The sequence below is a fragment of the Gluconacetobacter takamatsuzukensis genome, from assembly GCF_014174275.1.
Classification (GTDB): domain Bacteria; phylum Pseudomonadota; class Alphaproteobacteria; order Acetobacterales; family Acetobacteraceae; genus Gluconacetobacter; species Gluconacetobacter takamatsuzukensis.
The window spans coordinates 25,807-41,973 of sequence record NZ_JABEQK010000006.1 but is presented as its reverse complement, the minus strand read 5'-3'; the positions used below and the strand labels follow the sequence as shown (position 1 = coordinate 41,973).

General features: G+C 65.3%; 12 protein-coding genes. All 12 read left to right on the top strand.

Features of this window, described 5'->3' with window-relative positions; genetic code table 11:
- The first annotated feature begins 2 nt into the window (after positions 1–2).
- The 12 genes from nuoH (at position 3) to dnaE (ending at position 16,036) form a co-directional block, all read left to right on the top strand.
- Complete coding sequence (nuoH, locus tag HLH27_RS09165) at positions 3–1,028, top strand: NADH-quinone oxidoreductase subunit NuoH (protein WP_182949730.1); 1,026 nt, start codon at positions 3–5, stop codon at positions 1,026–1,028.
- Positions 1,028–1,516: an NADH-quinone oxidoreductase subunit NuoI gene (gene nuoI / locus HLH27_RS09160; RefSeq protein WP_182949729.1), complete on the top strand. Its 489-nt coding sequence runs from the start codon at positions 1,028–1,030 to the stop codon at positions 1,514–1,516. Before nuoH ends, nuoI begins: the two co-directional genes overlap by 1 nt.
- Before the next feature lie 57 nt (positions 1,517–1,573).
- Positions 1,574–2,353: an NADH-quinone oxidoreductase subunit J gene (locus tag HLH27_RS09155; protein WP_182949728.1), complete on the top strand. Its 780-nt coding sequence runs from the start codon at positions 1,574–1,576 to the stop codon at positions 2,351–2,353.
- Entirely contained in the window at positions 2,350–2,673 is a 324-nt protein-coding gene (gene nuoK, locus HLH27_RS09150; protein ID WP_012227311.1) for an NADH-quinone oxidoreductase subunit NuoK, read from the top strand. Before HLH27_RS09155 ends, nuoK begins: the two co-directional genes overlap by 4 nt.
- A 7-nt stretch (positions 2,674–2,680) precedes the next feature.
- A complete protein-coding gene (gene nuoL / locus HLH27_RS09145) occupies positions 2,681–4,621 on the top strand; it encodes an NADH-quinone oxidoreductase subunit L (protein ID WP_182949727.1) in 1,941 nt (646 codons plus the stop codon).
- Positions 4,622–4,644: 23 nt separating this feature from the next.
- Complete coding sequence (gene nuoN / locus HLH27_RS09140) at positions 4,645–6,069, top strand: NADH-quinone oxidoreductase subunit NuoN (RefSeq protein WP_182949726.1); 1,425 nt, start codon at positions 4,645–4,647, stop codon at positions 6,067–6,069.
- Complete coding sequence (locus HLH27_RS09135; RefSeq protein WP_182949725.1) at positions 6,066–6,851, top strand: biotin--[acetyl-CoA-carboxylase] ligase; 786 nt, start codon at positions 6,066–6,068, stop codon at positions 6,849–6,851. The genes nuoN and HLH27_RS09135 overlap by 4 nt, the downstream gene beginning before the upstream one ends.
- Positions 6,852–7,118: 267 nt before the next feature.
- Entirely contained in the window at positions 7,119–8,765 is a 1,647-nt protein-coding gene (locus tag HLH27_RS09130) for a ribonuclease J (RefSeq protein WP_182949724.1), read from the top strand.
- A 422-nt stretch (positions 8,766–9,187) separates the two neighbouring features.
- Positions 9,188–10,504 carry a proline--tRNA ligase gene (proS, locus tag HLH27_RS09125; RefSeq protein ID WP_182949723.1) on the top strand — a complete coding sequence of 439 codons (1,317 nt, stop codon included), beginning with the start codon at positions 9,188–9,190 and terminating at the stop codon, positions 10,502–10,504.
- A gap of 3 nt (positions 10,505–10,507) precedes the next feature.
- Positions 10,508–11,758, top strand: coding sequence for a lipoprotein-releasing ABC transporter permease subunit (locus tag HLH27_RS09120; protein WP_182949722.1), 1,251 nt, complete (start codon positions 10,508–10,510; stop codon positions 11,756–11,758).
- Positions 11,751–12,446 carry an ABC transporter ATP-binding protein gene (locus tag HLH27_RS09115; RefSeq protein ID WP_182949721.1) on the top strand — a complete coding sequence of 232 codons (696 nt, stop codon included), beginning with the start codon at positions 11,751–11,753 and terminating at the stop codon, positions 12,444–12,446. Before HLH27_RS09120 ends, HLH27_RS09115 begins: the two co-directional genes overlap by 8 nt.
- 161 nt (positions 12,447–12,607) lie before the next feature.
- Complete coding sequence (gene dnaE / locus HLH27_RS09110) at positions 12,608–16,036, top strand: DNA polymerase III subunit alpha (RefSeq protein WP_182949720.1); 3,429 nt, start codon at positions 12,608–12,610, stop codon at positions 16,034–16,036.
- Positions 16,037–16,167: the final 131 nt, after the last annotated feature.

Sequence of the window (16,167 nt, the reverse complement as noted above, 5' to 3'; positions counted from 1 at the left end):
ACGTGGCGCATTTCTTTCTGCACACAATGATCGGCCAGGTGATCCTGACGGTTCTCGAGGCCCTGGCCGTTCTGGTGCCGCTTCTGCTGGGCGTGGCCTATCTGACGCTGGCCGAACGCAAGGTCATGGCGGCGATGCAGCTCCGCAAGGGGCCGAACGTCAATGGCCCGTTCGGCGTGCTCCAGGCCTTTGCCGACGCGATCAAGATGATCACCAAGGAAACGGTGATCCCGTCTGGGGCCAACCGGTTCCTGTTCCTGTTCGCGCCGTTCCTGACCTTTTCGCTGGCCATGACCGCCTGGGCGGTGATCCCGACCAATGACGGGTGGGCGATCGCCAATATCAATGTCGGGGTGCTGTATCTGCTCGCGATCTCGTCGCTGGGTGTCTATGGCGTGCTGATCGCGGGTTGGGCGTCGAATTCGAAATATGCCTTTCTCGGCGGCCTGCGTGCCGCGGCGCAGATGGTGTCGTACGAGGTTTCGATCGGCCTGGTGATCGTGTCGGTGCTGCTGGCGGTGGGTAGCCTGAACCTGAACGACATCGTGCTGGCGCAGCGCCATGTCTGGTTCTGCCTGCCGATGTTCCCGATGTTCATCATCTTCTTCATCTCGGCGCTGGCGGAAACCAATCGCGCGCCGTTCGACCTGCCCGAGGGCGAGAGTGAACTGGTGGCCGGATTCTTCGTCGAATATTCGGCGCTGGCCTTCGGCCTCTTCTTCCTGGGCGAATATGCCAACATGTTCCTGATGTCGGGCATGGTCAGCATCCTGTTCCTCGGTGGCTGGCTGCCGCCGATCGGGATCGCGCCCTTTACCTGGATCCCGGGGCCGCTGTGGCTGATTGCGAAAATCCTGTTCTGCCTGTTCGTCTTCATCTGGGTGCGCGCGACGTTCCCGCGCTACCGCTACGACCAGCTGATGCGGCTGGGGTGGAAAGTGTTCCTCCCGCTCTCGCTGGTGTGGATGGTGCTGACGGCGGGCTTCCTGCTGGCCACCGGGCTGTTGCCCCAGGGAGGAGCGAGCTGATGGGCACTCTTGACCGAACGGTCCGTTCCTTCCTGCTGGCCGAGCTGGTGGCCGGCATGGGAGCGACGCTGCGGGCCTTCTTCAAACCCAAGGTGACGATCAACTATCCCTACGAAAAGGGGCCGCTGTCGCCCCGTTTCCGCGGTGAACATGCGCTGCGCCGCTATCCGAACGGCGAGGAGCGCTGCATTGCCTGCAAGCTGTGCGAGGCGACCTGCCCGGCCGAGGCGATCACGATCGAATCCGAACCGCGCGATGACGGGTCGCGGCGCACCACGCGCTACGACATCGACATGACGAAATGCATCTATTGCGGCCTGTGCGAGGAAGCCTGCCCGGTCGATGCGATCGTCGAGGGGCCGAATTACGAGTTCGCGACCGAGACGCGCGAGGAACTCATGTACAACAAGGACAAGCTGCTCGCGAACGGCGACCGCTGGGAAAGTGTCCTGGCACGACGGCTGGAACTCGATGCGCCCTATCGTTGAGGCCGCCGAGCCAGTGAGGCAGCGGGAGAAAAGAGCCATGCGGCAGGAAGGTCACCGATGATGACCCAAATCGTCTTCTACGTGTTCGCGACGGTACTGGTCCTGTCGGCCGGAATGGTGGTCAGCGCGCGCAACCCCGTTCATTCCGTGCTGTTCCTGATCCTCGCCTTTTTCAATGCCGCGGGTCTGTTCCTGGTCGCGGGTGCCGAATTCCTGGCGATGATCCTGGTCATTGTCTATGTCGGCGCCGTCGCGGTGCTGTTCCTGTTCGTCGTGATGATGCTGGATGTCCGCTTCGCGCAGATGCGCGAAGGGTTGCAGCGTTACGCGCCCTTCGGGGCGGCCGTGGGACTGGTGCTTCTGGCGGAACTGGCGCTGGCCTTCAGCCACTGGCAGGTGGCGGCCGATATCGCCTCGGTTCCGCATGTGGTGGCGGCGCCGGGCCGAACCAATACAGCGGCCTTGGGTGACGTGCTGTATACGCACTATGTCTTCCTGTTCGAGGCCTGCGGCCTGGTGCTGCTGGTGGCGATGATCGGTGCCATCGTGCTGACGCTGCGCGAACGGCCGATGGGGCGCCGGCAGAACATCGACCGGCAGCACGAGCGCACGGCGGCGGATACGCTCGCCATGATGACCGTGCCGCTGGGGCAGGGGGTGGCCGCCAATGGCGGCTTCCGCCGGCCCGAGCAATCCTACTACATCGCGTCGGTTCCCGGATCGTACGGGGTGACGGCCGAGCCCGTGCCCCAGGGCAAGCCGGCCGGGGCGGCCCCGGCCGACGGGGCGCCCGAGAGCGGGCACGGCGCCGACAATCATGGAGGGCTGGCGCAATGACCGGCGGACTGGGAAGCATCGGCATCGGGCCCTATCTGACGGTCAGTGCCATCCTGCTGGTTCTGGGTGTGTTCGGCATTTTCCTGAACCGCAAGAACGTCATCATCATCCTGATGTCGATCGAACTGATCCTGCTGTCGGCGAACCTGAATTTCGTCGCGTTTTCCTCTGCGCTCGGCGATCTGTCCGGGCAGGTCTTCACCCTGTTCGTCCTGACCATCGCGGCGGCCGAATCCGCCATCGGGCTGGCGATCGTGACGGTCTATTTCCGCAATCGCGGTTCGATCGAGGTCGAAGACATCACCATGATGAAGGGCTGAGCGGGCCATGCAAACGGCATCTACCCTCTTCGAGATCGCGGTCCTGGCACCCTTGTTCGCCTGCATGGTGGCGGGCCTGTTCGGACGGATGATGGGCGACGGGCCGGCCAAGGCGCTGACCACGTCCGTGATGGTGATCGCGGCCCTGTGCGGCAGCGGCGCGCTGTTTACCGCGATGCATGCCGGCGGCATGCCGGTGGTGGTGCAACTGGCGGACTGGATCCGCGCCGGCAGCTTCCATGCCGCCTGGACGCTGCGGCTGGACACGCTGTCGCTGTCGATGGTCGCCATGGTCACGGCGGTCTCGGCCCTCGTGCACATCTACAGCATCGGCTATATGGGGCATGAGACGATCCCGACCTATCGGTTCTTCTCTTACCTCTCGCTGTTTACCTTCGCCATGCTGATGCTGGTGACGTCGAACGACCTGATCCAGCTCTTCTTCGGCTGGGAAGGCGTTGGCTTGGCCAGCTACCTGCTGATCGGCTACTGGTACGACCGCCCCAGCGCCTGCGCCGCCGCGATCAAGGCTTTTGTGGTCAACCGCGTTGCCGACCTGTTCTTCATGGTCGGGATCGCGCTGCTGTTCGTCGAATTCGGCTCGGTGACGTACGACAATATCTTCGCGCTGGTGCCGGCGCATGGTGACGATACCTATACGCTGTTCGGCACGCATCGGATCTACGAGACGATCTGCCTGCTGCTGTTCGTCGGCGCGATGGGCAAGTCGGCGCAGCTTTTCCTGCACACCTGGCTGCCGGACGCGATGGAGGGGCCGACGCCGGTCTCCGCCCTGATCCATGCCGCGACCATGGTGACGGCGGGCGTGTTCCTGATGGCGCGGATGTCGCCGCTGGTCGAGTTCGCCCCCGATACCAAGGCGTTCATCCTGTTCATCGGGGCGACGACCTGCTTCTTCGCCGCCACGGTCGGGCTGGTGCAGCCGGATATCAAGCGCACCATCGCCTATTCGACCTGCTCGCAGCTGGGCTACATGTTCATGGCGGTTGGGGCCGGGGCCTATCAGGCGTCGATGTTCCACCTGACGACGCATGCCTTCTTCAAGGCGCTGCTGTTCCTGGGTGCGGGGTCGGTGATCCATGCCGTGCATGACGAACAGAACATGTTCCGCATGGGCGGGCTGTGGAAGAAGATCCCGCTGACCTATGGCGCGATGTGGCTGGGCAGCCTGGCGCTGGCCGGGATCTTCCCGTTCGCCGGCTACTGGTCCAAGGATGCGATCCTGGAGGCGACCTGGATGGCCCATAGCAGCCTGGGCTTCTATGGCTGGACGCTGGGCTGTGTCACCGCCTTCATCACCGCGCTGTATAGCTGGCGCCTGATCTTCCTGGTCTTCCACGGCACGCCGCGCGATGCCCACCTGCACGAGGGCGCGCATGAGAGCCCGGCGTGGATGACGCTGCCGCTGGTCCTGCTGGGGGTCGGCGCGGTACTGGCCGGCCTGCTGCTGGCGCCGTACTATGTCGGCGAGGGCCAGGCGGCCTTCTGGAACGGGGCGATCGTCAACGCGCCGGGCAATACCATCATCGCGACACTGGAACAGACGCCGGAACTGATTGCGCTGGTGCCGACCTTTGCCGGGGTGCTGGGGATTCTGGTTGCCTATCTGTGCTATGTGGCCAGCCCGACCATTCCGGCGTCGTTCGCGACCAGCCTGCGGCCGATCTACCTGTTCCTGCTGAACAAATGGTATTTCGACGAACTGTATGACCATCTGTTCGTGCGGCCGTATCGCGCGCTGGCCAACCTGCTGTGGAAGGGCGCGGACGAAGGGGTGATCGAGGGGATTCCCCACGGTCTGGCCCGGATGACGGCGGGCACCGCCGCGCAGGCGGTGCGGACCCAGACCGGTTCGATCGCGATCTATGCCTTCACGATGCTGATCGGCTTGGTGGTGCTCGTCTCCACCCTGCTGGTCTTCCATTGATCTCCGGGAACGGGTTTGAACCGATGAACTGGACACTTGCTCTGCCGGAAATCGTCCTGGCGCTGTGCGGCCTCGCGATCCTCGTCTTCGGGGTGGTGCAAAAGAAGGGGCAGCCCTTCCTCTCCTGCTCCATGCTGACGATCGGCGCCTTCGTCCTGACCGCGTTCCTGGTCGTGGTGTCGCCGGACGGGACCGGCTACAACCACATCTTCGTCAATGACAGCTTTGCCCGCTTCATGAAGCTGCTCAGCCTGGCCGGCGGTGCGCTGGCGACGATGCTGACCGTGGGCTATGCGCGGGAACTGAAGGTGGAGCGGTTCGAATTCCCGGTCCTGCTGCTGTTCTCGACCCTCGGCACCATGATGATGGCATCGTCGGGTAATCTGATGACGCTGTTCATCGGGCTGGAACTGTCGTCGCTGGCCATCTACATCCTCTGCGCCTTCGCGCGGGACGATGTGCGGGGCGCCGAGGCGGGGCTGAAATATTTCGTGCTCGGTTCGCTGGCCTCTGGCCTGCTGCTCTACGGTTCGGCGCTGGTCTACGGCTTTGCCGGCACCATGGAATATGGCGCCATCCAGACGGCGCTCAGTGCCACCTCGGCCGTGCCGATGGGGCTGATGATCGGCATCGTGTTCATGCTGGCGGGCCTGACCTTCAAGCTCTCGGCGGTGCCGTTCCATATGTGGACGCCTGACGTCTACCAGGGTGCGCCGACGCCGGTGACGGCCTTCATGGCCGGTGCGCCGAAGATCGCGGCCTTTGCGCTGCTGCTGCGGGTGATGGCGGGGCCGTTCGGCCACGTCGCGCCGCAATGGCAGATCCTGATTGAGGCCATTTCGATCGTGTCGATGCTGTTCGGCTCGCTGGCGGCCATTCCACAGACCGATATCAAGCGGCTGATGGCCTATTCCTCGATCGGCCATATGGGCTATGCGCTGATGGGCCTGTCGGCCGGTACCGAAGAGGGCATGCGCGGGACACTGGTCTATCTGACCACTTATCTGCTGATGAATGTCGGGGCCTTTGCCGTGATCATCGCCATGCGTCGCAAGGGGCGTGCGGTGACGGGGATTGCCGACCTGGCCGGGCTGGGCCGTACCGATCCGGGGCTGGCGACGGCGATGGCGATCTTCATGTTCAGCATGGCGGGGGCGCCGCCGCTGGCCGGGTTCTTCGGCAAGCTGATGGTGTTCTATGCCGCGATCAATGCCCATCTGTTCGGTCTGGCGGCGGTCGGTGTCGTCAGCAGCGTGATCGGTGCCTATTACTATGTGCGCATCATCAAGGTGATGTTCTTCGACGAGGCGGCGGCGCCGCTCGACCGGCGGCCGCTGTCGCTGTCCTTCGTCTCGGTCGGGATGGGGATTGCCACGGCCGGGTTCCTGATCGTGCTGGGGCCGGTTTCGACGGCGGCCCAGGCGGCGGCACAGGCCCTGTTCAGGTGAGTGCGGGTACGGCGCCGGGCGGGACGGCCTGGCGCCTTGAGATATATGACGAGCTGGGCTCGACCTCCGATTACTGCATCGCGCAGGCGGGGCAGGGAGCGGAGGCGGGGCTGGCGGTCATGGCCCGCCGGCAGACCAGCGGCCGGGGGAGCCGGGGGCGCGACTGGCAGGACCCCGGCGGCAATCTGGCTTTCTCGGTTCTGCTGCGCCCCGCCGGGGTGGATGGGGCGGTCGGGCTCTGGCCGTTCGTGGCCGGGCTGGCCTTTCATGGGGCGATCCTGCCGTGGATCGACGATCCGGCCCTGTTGCGGCTGAAATGGCCCAACGATCTGCTGCTGGCCGGACGCAAGACCGCCGGTATCCTGATCGAGAGCGGGAGCGATGCCACGGGGCGGTGGCTGGTCATCGGGTTCGGGGCCAATCTGCGGGCGGTGCCTTCGATTGCCGGGCGGGCGCTGGCCTGTGTCGCCGACTACGGAACCGCGCCGGAGCCCGAGCTTGTGGCCCGTGGGATCTGTGCCGAACTGGATCGCTGGCAGGCTGTCTGGCGGGACCGTGGGTTCGATGTTCTGCGCACGGCATGGCTGGAGCGTGCCCACCCTGTAGGCACCAGACTTGTAGTGCGCGGCGAAAGCGGGCAGTTAGAAGGTTCGTTCGTCGGCCTGGACGCGCAGGGGATGCTCCTGCTGCGTTGTGCCGAGGGGGTGAAACGGATTTCGACCGGCGAGATCCTGCTGCTGGACCGCGACGCCGCCGGGGCGTCGGGGGGCACGGGAACCTGACGGCCGGTCAGGGTTTTAGGGTCGCACGGGGTCGATGATCGTCGAGCGGGAACGGATGGTTCCCGGCTCCGATCCGCCGGACCGCGCGGCCGGACGCGGCGGGATTGCCCCCAGGAGGGGCGTTGGAGTCTGATGGACAGGATTGCTGTCCGCGAGGGGAGAGATGCCGGCAGGCCCACCGAGGGCCATGCGGCCGCCCCTATATGCATATTCCCATGAAGGGACTGTTTTCCCGTCATGATTCGTGTTGGTACAAAAGGATAGATTATGAACGACACCAATGATGGTCTGGCCTTTCTGCCCCTGGGCGGAACGGGCGAGATCGGCATGAATCTGAATCTCTACCGGCTGGGGTCCACCTGGCTGGCGATCGATTGCGGCATCGGTTTTTCCGGCAACGATACGCCCGAGGCCGAGATCCTGATGCCGGACCCGGTCTTTATCGTCGACCGCAAGGCCGATCTAGCGGGGCTGGTCATTACCCACGCGCATGAAGACCATCTGGGGGCGGTGGCCCATCTGTGGCCGCGCCTGGGCTGCCCGATCTATGCCACACCCTTCGCGGCCTCGGTGCTGCGCCGCAAGCTGGGCGAGGCGCATCTGAACCAGCAGGTGAAGATCCATGTCATCGCCCCTGGCGGTGCCTTCAATGTCGGACCGTTCGACCTGCGCTTCATCCCGGTGACGCATTCGGTGCCCGAGGCCCAGGCGGTAGTGCTGCGCACGCCCCATGGCATCGTGGTGCATACCGGCGACTGGAAATTCGACCCCCAGCCGATGGTGGGCCCGCCCACCGATATCGCGGCCTTCGAAGCCCTGGGCGACGAGGGCGTGCTGGCCATGGTGTGCGACAGCACCAATGTGATGACGCAGGGGCCCTCGGCGTCGGAATCGGATGTGCGGCGGAGCATGACCGACCTGATCGGGTCGCTGAGCGGACGCATTGCCGTGACCTGCTTTGCCAGCAACGTGGCCCGTATCGAGACCATCGCCAAGGCGGCGCAGGCGGCCGGCCGGTCGGTTGTGATCGTTGGCCGTTCGCTGCGCAACCTGGACGTGTCGGCACGGGAATGCGGCTATCTGGCCGATGTGCCGCCCTTTCTGTCCGAGCAGGAAGCCAATTCGCTGCCCGACAACGAAGTGGTGATGATCATCACCGGCAGCCAGGGCGAGCCGCGTTCGGCCCTGTCGCGCATTGCCAGCGACAGCCACCCCAACATCTCGTTGGGTGAGGGGGATACGGTCATCTACAGCAGCCGCATGATCCCCGGCAACGAGCAGGCGGTGATGCAGGTGCAGGACAACCTGACCCGGCGCGGCGTGCGGGTGCTGACCGACCGTGACCATCTGGTCCATGTGTCCGGCCATGCCACGGGCGGCGATGTGCGGAAGCTGTTCGACCTGGTGCGGCCGCGCTTTGCGGTGCCGGTGCATGGCGAATGGCGCCATCTGACGGCCAATGCCGCCATTGCCCGCGAAAAGGGCGTGCTGCCGATCCTGCTGGAGGATGGCGACATCCTGAACCTGGCACCGGGCACGGTCGAGGTGGTGGATACCGCGCCGACCGGCCGGCTGGTGCTGGATGGCGGGCGGCTGCTGCCGATGAATGGCGGCGTGCTGGCCGCGCGCCGGCGCATGCTGTTCAACGGCATCGTGATGGGCAGCTTCGCGGTGGATGACGAAGGCTATCTGATCGGCGACCCGAAGGTGAGCGCGCCCGGGCTGCTGGACCCGGAGGATTCCGAGACCACCCGCCTGACGGAAGAATTCGGCAATGCGCTGGACGAGATCCCCGACGAGCTGCGCCGGGACGACAATACGTTCCGTGAGGCGGCGAAGACGGCGCTGCGGCGTGCGCTGGGACGGAAACTGCAGAAGCGGCCGCTGGTCGACGTGCATCTGCTGCGGGTCTGATCGACTCTCGGGTCTCTGGAATGCGCATGCGGATTCCAGGGACCGGGCGGCCGGTCATCCTGTCGATTGACCGGGTGTCGCCTGCGATCTGAATCCGGGCGGTTGCGGATCCGGGACATCGGGGGCTTTGCGAGGGTTGCGGCAGAAAGGTGCGCTGTTGCCCTTCCTGCCGGCCCTGGACGTTTTTTCCCTAAACCCGGCGTTTCCTCCGGATTGGGTGGGCGCACTTTATGAGTCCTGGCTGGGCCTGTCACCTGCCTCACGCGCTTGTTGAACAGGCCCGGGCGGACTGAACCCTTCACAGTTGGGTGTGCGCGGGCCGCATCGGCAGACATGGCGGCGGCGGGGATTCTGGCGTATTCCTCTTGTCCTGAATAACGATCCACCCGGCGCTGCGCCGGTTTTTCGAGGTTGATAACGGTATGCGTCTGTCGCGCGGCTTCCTGCCCACTCTCAAGGAGAATCCTGCCGAGGCGCAGGTCATTTCCCACCGGCTGATGTTGCGGGCCGGGCTGATCCGCCAGACGGCGGCGGGGATCTATGCCTGGTTGCCGGCGGGATGGCGCGTGCTACAGAACATCGCGCGTATCGTGCGCGAGGAGCAGGATGCGATCGGGGCGCAGGAATTGCTGATGCCGACCGTCCAGTCCGCCGAATTGTGGAAGCGGTCGGGCCGTTATGACGCCTATGGCCCGGAGATGCTGCGCATCCAGGACCGGCATGAGCGCGAGCTGCTGTACGGGCCGACCAACGAGGAGATGATCACCGACCTGTTCGGGCAGGTGGTCAAATCCTACCGCGAGTTGCCGCAGGCGCTGTACCATATCCAGTGGAAGTTCCGCGATGAGGTCCGGCCGCGCTTCGGCGTGATGCGCGGGCGCGAGTTCCTGATGAAGGACGCCTACAGCTTCGATGCCGATTATGCCTCGGCGGTCGATACCTATCGCCGGATGATGCTGGCCTATCTGCGCACCTTCCAGCGGCTGGGCGTGAAGGCGATCCCGATGGTGGCCGATACCGGGCCGATCGGCGGCGAACTGAGCCATGAATTCCTGATTCTGGCGCCGACCGGCGAAAGCGGTGTGTTCTTCGACAGTGCGTTCGAGGCGCAGGACTGGCTGTCGGAGGCGGTGGATATCGACGACCGGGAATCGCTGGACCGGTTCTTTACCCGCATGACGTCGTTCTATGCCGCGACGGACGAGAAGCATGACGAGGCCGCCTGGGCGGATGTGCCGGACGAGCGCCGGCGCGAGGGCCGGGGCATCGAGGTCGGGCATATCTTCCATTTCGGCCGCAAATATACCGAATCGATGGGGATTACCGTCAGCGGGCCGGATGGGGCGCCGCTCTATCCGGAGATGGGGTCGTACGGGATCGGCGTCTCGCGCCTGGTGGCCGCGATCATCGAGGCCAGCCATGACGAGAATGGCATCATCTGGCCCGACAGCGTGGCGCCGTTCCGCGCCGCGATCCTGAACCTGAAATCGGGCGATGCGACCTGCGACGCCATCTGCGAGAAGATCTATGCCGCGTCGCCGGAGACCTTCCTGTACGACGACCGGGGCGAGCGCGCGGGTGTGAAGTTTGCCGATGCCGACCTGATGGGCCATCCGTGGCAGGTCATCGTCGGGCCGCGCGGGGCCAAGGAGGGCGTGGTCGAACTGAAGCGCCGCGCCGACGGCACGCGCCTGGAACTGCCGGTGGATGAGGCCCTGGCGCGTATCCTCGGGGGCTGATCCATGTTCGGTCCGTTCGAACGGGCGGTTGCCGGCCGGTACCTGCGCGCCCGCAAGGGCGAGCGGTTTGTATCGGTCATCGCCATTTTCTCGCTGGTCGGCATCGCGCTGGGTGTGGCGACGCTGATTATCGTCATGTCGGTGATGAACGGGTTCAAGGCCGACCTGATGGGGCGGATCCTGGGCCTGAACGGTGACCTGAGCCTGTTCGGCGTGACGCGGACCATCGGCGATTACGACGATCTGGCCGCCACCGTGCGCCAGGTGCCCGGGGTGGTGAATGCGACGCCGCTGATCGAGGGGCAGGCGCTGCTGAATTCGGGCTCGTACAATGCCGGCGGCATGGTGCGGGGCATGAGCATGCAGGGGCTGCGGGACCTGCATGAGGTCAGCGATTCGCTGGTTGCCGGGTCGCTGGACAAGTTTGTCGGAAATGATGCGATCATCATCGGTGTGACGCTGGCCGAGCGGGCGGGGCTGTCGGTGGGGTCCAAGATCACGCTGATCTCGCCCAACGGGGCGGCGACGCCGTTCGGCACCATGCCGCGCATCCGGGCCTATCATGTGGTCGGCATCTTCGATGCCGGCATGAACGATTACAATGTGGGCTATGTGTTTCTGCCGCTGGCCGCCGCGCAGATCTATTTCGAGATGCCGGGGCAGGTGACGCAGATCCAGGTGATGACGCAGGACCCGACGAATGTGCGGCCGGTGCGTCAGGCCATCGAGCAGGCGGTTGTCGGCGATCCGCGCGTGCGGGTGCTGGACTGGACGCAGAGCAACAATGCGTTCTTCGGTGCGGTGCAGGTGGAGCAGAACGTGCTGTTCCTGATCCTGACGCTGATCGTGCTGGTGGCGGCGTTCAACGTGATCTCGTCGCTGATCATGATGGTGAAGGACAAGACCGGCGACATTGCGGTGCTGCGCACCATCGGTGCCACGCGCGGGGCGATCATGCGCATCTTCCTGATGTGCGGGGCCTCGGTCGGGGTGACGGGGACGGCGATCGGCACCGCGATCGGGATCGTGTTCTGCCTGAACATCGAGCGCATTCGCCAGTTCCTGCAATCGCTGACCGGTACCAACCTGTTCAATCCGGAGATCTATTACCTGGAGCGGCTGCCCGCGAAGCTGGTCTGGCCGCAGGTGTTCGAGGTGATCGGCATGGCGCTGGTGCTGTCGCTGCTGGCGACGCTCTATCCGTCGTGGCGTGCCGCGCGGACTGATCCGGTGGAGGCCCTGCGCCATGAATGATGCATCCGCGACCCCGCTGGTGCTGCGCGATGTGCGCCGCACCTTTCGCAGTGGCGACGAGCGGCTGGATGTGCTGCGCGGTGTCGACCTGACCCTGCGGGCAGGTGAGATCGTGGCGCTGGTCGCACCTTCGGGAACCGGCAAATCGACGCTGCTGCATCTGGCGGGGCTGCTGGAATCGCCCGATGCGGGCGAGGTGATCGTCGGCGGGCAGGATGCCGGGCGGCTGGGCGATCTGGAACGCACCGCGATCCGTCGCCGCATGATCGGCTTTGTCTATCAGGCGCATCATCTGCTGCCGGAATTCACGGCGCGGGAGAATGTGGTGCTGCCGCAGTTGATCGCCGGGGTCAGCCGTGCCGATGCGCGGGTGCGGGCGGAGGCGCTGCTGGGCTCGTTCGGGCTGGCGCATCGGCTGGATCATCTGCCCGGGCGGCTGTCGGGTGGGGAGAAGCAGCGTGTGGCGATTGCCCGGGCCCTGGCCAACCGGCCGGGCATTCTGCTGGCCGATGAGCCGACGGGGAATCTGGACGTGAATACGTCTGGGGCTGTGTTCGACGAGTTGCTGCATATGGTTCGCGGGCAGGGGGTGGCGGCGTTGATTGCGACCCATAACGAGGAGCTGGCGGCGCGGATGGATCGGGTTGTGACCCTGCGTGATGGGCAGTTGGTGGATCTGAGTCTTTAAGGGGAAGAGTCCTCTTCTTTTTCTGAAGAAAAAGAAGCAAAAAGACTTTTGATCCGTTCGGGACATTCTCAGGCGCAAGCACAAAGCTCCTGAATGGATCAGACGTTTTTTGGTTCTTTTTTTCAAAAAAAGAACGCCTGCCTTGTGATAGAATTGCCGGTATGTCCTATGCCGATTTCGTCCATCTCCGTGTCCATTCCGCCTATTCGCTGAGCCAGGGGGCGATCCGGGTGCCGGATATCGCCGGTCTGGCGAAGGACATGCGGATGCCGGCGGTGGCGATCACCGATACGGGCAATCTGTTCGGCGCGCTTGAATTCTCGCAATATTGCTCGGGCAAGGGGGTGCAGCCGATCATCGGCTGCCAGATCGGCCTGCCGCCGCGCGGGGACAAGCCGGGGCTGCCGGCCGAGCCGGTGGTGCTGCTGGCGCAGAACGATATCGGGTTGATGAACCTGCAATATCTGTCCTCGCAGGGGTTTTTGCAGGGCGATACCGCGGAACCGACCGTGCCGCTGGAGACGCTGTGCGCGCGGGCCGAAGGGCTGATCCTGCTGACCGGGGGCACGCGGGGGCCGTTGTTTCGTCTGCTGGCCGATGGGCAGCAGGAGGAGGCCGCGCGCCTGCTGGAGACTTTGCGCGAGGCGTTCGGCGACCGGCTGGCGGTGGAACTGCATCGCCATGGGTTGCCGGTCGAGCAGGCGGTGGAGCCGGGCATGATCGCGCTGGCCGACCGGCTGGGCCTGCCGCTGGTGGCGACCAATGAATGCTTCTTTCCCGATCCGGGAATGTACGAGGCGCATGATGCGCTGCTGTGCATCGCGCAGGGCCGGACGATCGCGGAGCGCGACCGCTGGCGCGTGACGCCGGAGCACTGGTTCAAGCCGCCCGAGATGATGCGCGAATTGTTCGCGGACCTGCCGGAGGCCTGCGACAACACGCTGGCCATCGCCCGGCGCTGCGCGGTGCGGGTCGAGACGCGCAAGCCGCTGCTGCCAGTCTGCCCCAAGGTGCAGCCTGGTGCGACCGAGGAGGAAACGCTGCGCGCGATGGCGGCCGAGGGGCTGGAGCATCGCCTTGCGCGGATGACGATGGACGAGGAGACCAGGCAGGTCTATCGCGACCGGCTGACCTTCGAGCTCGACATCATCGCGAAGATGGGGTTCCCCGGCTATTTCATGATCGTTGCCGACTTTATCCAGTGGGCGAAGGCGCATGATATTCCGGTGGGGCCGGGGCGTGGATCGGGGGCGGGGTCGCTGGCCGCCTGGGCGCTGACGATCACGGATATCGATCCGATTCCCTTCAACCTGCTGTTCGAGCGGTTCCTGAACCCCGAGCGCGTGTCGATGCCCGATTTCGATATCGATTTCTGCCAGGACCGGCGGGACGAGGTGATTCGCTACGTGCGGGGGGAATATGGGCCCGACCGGGTGGCGCAGATCATCACCTTTGGAAAATTGCAGGCGCGGGCCGCCGTGCGCGATGTGGGCCGGGTGCTGGGCCTGCCGTTCGGCATGGTCAACAAGGTCGCGGAACTGATTCCGAACAATCCGGCCAAGCCCGTGACCCTGAAACAGGCGATAGAGGGCGAGCCCCGGTTGCAGGAAATGCGGGACGACGACGAGGCGATCCGCCGGCTGCTGGAGATCGGCCAGCAGCTCGAAGGCCTGTATCGGCATGCCAGCACCCATGCCGCCGGGGTGGTGATCGGCGACCGCCAGCTTGTCGAACTGGTGCCGCTCTATCGCGATCCGAAGAGCGACATGCTGGTAACGCAATACAACATGAAGTTCGTCGAGCAGGCGGGGCTGGTGAAGTTCGACTTCCTGGGCCTGACCACGCTGACGATCCTTCAACGCGCGGTGCAGTTTCTCAAGGGATTGGGCGAGACGGTGGAGCTGTCGGCCCTGCCGCTGGACGATGCGCTGACCTACGAGATGCTGGCGCGCGGCGATACCGGCGGCGTGTTCCAGTTCGAAGGTGCCGGCATGCGCGACGTGCTGAAACAGATGCGCCCGACACGGCTGGAAGACCTGATCGCGGCGGTGGCGCTGTATCGGCCGGGGCCGATGGCGAATATTCCCGATTACTGCCGCCGCAAGCATGGGGAAGCATGGGAGCCGCCGCACGAGGAGATCCGCTCGATCCTGGAAGAGACCTACGGCATCATGGTCTATCAGGAGCAGGTGATGCAGATCGCCCAGAAGATGGCGGGCTACAGCCTGGGCGGCGCCGACCTGCTGCGTCGCGCGATGGGCAAGAAGATCCGCGCCGAGATGGATACGCAGCGCGAGATCTTTACCGAAGGTGCGGTGGGGCGGGGCATCGACCGGGAAAAGGCGGTCGAGGTCTTCGACCTGATGGCCAAGTTCGCGGATTATGGGTTCAATAAATCCCATGCTGCCGCCTATGCGCTGGTGTCGTACCAGACGGCGTGGATGAAGGCGAACCATCCGGTGCCCTTCCTGGCCGCGTGCATGTCGCTGGCGCGGGAAAAGACCGACAAGCTGGCGGCCCTGCGGCAGGAAGCCGAGCGGCTGGGGATTCCGGTGCTGCCGCCCGACATCAATGCCTCGGGCGCGGATTTTACCGTCGAGCGGCTGGAGGACGGGCGGCTGGGCATCCGGTATGCGCTGGCGGCGGTGAAGAAGGTCGGGTTTTCGGCGATGGAGGCACTGGCGGCCTCGCGCGGCGTGCGGCCGTTCGCGGATCTGGCCGATCTGGCGGCGCGGGTCGATCCGCGCCAGTTGAACAAGATGCAGATCGAGAATCTGGCCAAGGCCGGGGCCTTCGATACCATCACGCCGAACCGGCATCTGGTCGCGATGGCGGCGGAAACCGTGCTGCGCCGGGCGAATGCGCAGGCGGAGGAGGCGGCCAGCGGGCAGATCGGCCTGTTCGGCGGTGGTGGCGCGACGCCGGCGCCCGAGCCGTTGCGGCTGCCCGACGTGGCCGACTGGCCGGAATTCGAGCGGTTGGGGATGGAGGCGGAGGCCATAGGCTTTCATCTGACCGCTCATCCGCTGGATTCCTATGGGCCGTTGCTGCGCCGGCTGGGGGCGGTGCGGGCGACGGGGCTGGAGGCGGCGGCGCAGGCGGGGCTGACCCGCGTGAAGATCGCGGGGTGCGTGGTCGACCGAAAGGAGCGGCCGACGCGCACCGGCAGCAAGATGGCCTGGGTGCGGCTGTCGGATTCCAGCGGCGGGTGCGAGGTCACGCTGTTTTCCGAGGTTCTGTCGCGCACTCGCGAGATCCTGACCGCCGGGAGCGCGATCCTGGTGACGGCGGATCTGCGACTGGATGGCGAGGCGCTGCGCATTACGGCCAGTGACGTTGTGTCGCTGGAACAGGCGGCGGCCGACGCGGCGGCGGAACTGCGCATCTGGTTCGACCGTGAGGATGCGGTGTCGCCGATCCACGATATCCTGGCCGATAGCCGGGGGGGGCGCGGTAGGGTCGTGCTGCTGCCATCGGTGGCCGAGACGCGGGATGTCGAGGTCACGTTGCGCGGAGCCTATCGGGTGACACCGCGCATGGCCCAGGCGATCCGGGCGGTGGCGGGTGTGGCGCGCGTGGAGCAGGGCTGAGAGGCGGTTTTCTGCCACGTTCCGCTTGCATTGCGGGACAAAAATGGCCATAGGACCCCCGTCGGTGGAAACACCGGCAATTCGCACGCGAGGCAATTCCTCTGGTGTCCCCAAGCGGGACGGGGGCCTCG

Coding starts and splice junctions, on each gene's coding strand:
- nuoI (WP_182949729.1), top strand. CDS start 1,028: ATGGGCACTCTTGACCGAACGGTCCGTTCCTTCCTGCTGGCCGAGCTG.
- HLH27_RS09155 (WP_182949728.1), top strand. CDS start 1,574: ATGATGACCCAAATCGTCTTCTACGTGTTCGCGACGGTACTGGTCCTG.
- nuoK (WP_012227311.1), top strand. CDS start 2,350: ATGACCGGCGGACTGGGAAGCATCGGCATCGGGCCCTATCTGACGGTC.
- nuoL (WP_182949727.1), top strand. CDS start 2,681: ATGCAAACGGCATCTACCCTCTTCGAGATCGCGGTCCTGGCACCCTTG.
- nuoN (WP_182949726.1), top strand. CDS start 4,645: ATGAACTGGACACTTGCTCTGCCGGAAATCGTCCTGGCGCTGTGCGGC.
- HLH27_RS09130 (WP_182949724.1), top strand. CDS start 7,119: ATGAACGACACCAATGATGGTCTGGCCTTTCTGCCCCTGGGCGGAACG.
- proS (WP_182949723.1), top strand. CDS start 9,188: ATGCGTCTGTCGCGCGGCTTCCTGCCCACTCTCAAGGAGAATCCTGCC.
- HLH27_RS09120 (WP_182949722.1), top strand. CDS start 10,508: ATGTTCGGTCCGTTCGAACGGGCGGTTGCCGGCCGGTACCTGCGCGCC.
- HLH27_RS09115 (WP_182949721.1), top strand. CDS start 11,751: ATGAATGATGCATCCGCGACCCCGCTGGTGCTGCGCGATGTGCGCCGC.
- dnaE (WP_182949720.1), top strand. CDS start 12,608: ATGTCCTATGCCGATTTCGTCCATCTCCGTGTCCATTCCGCCTATTCG.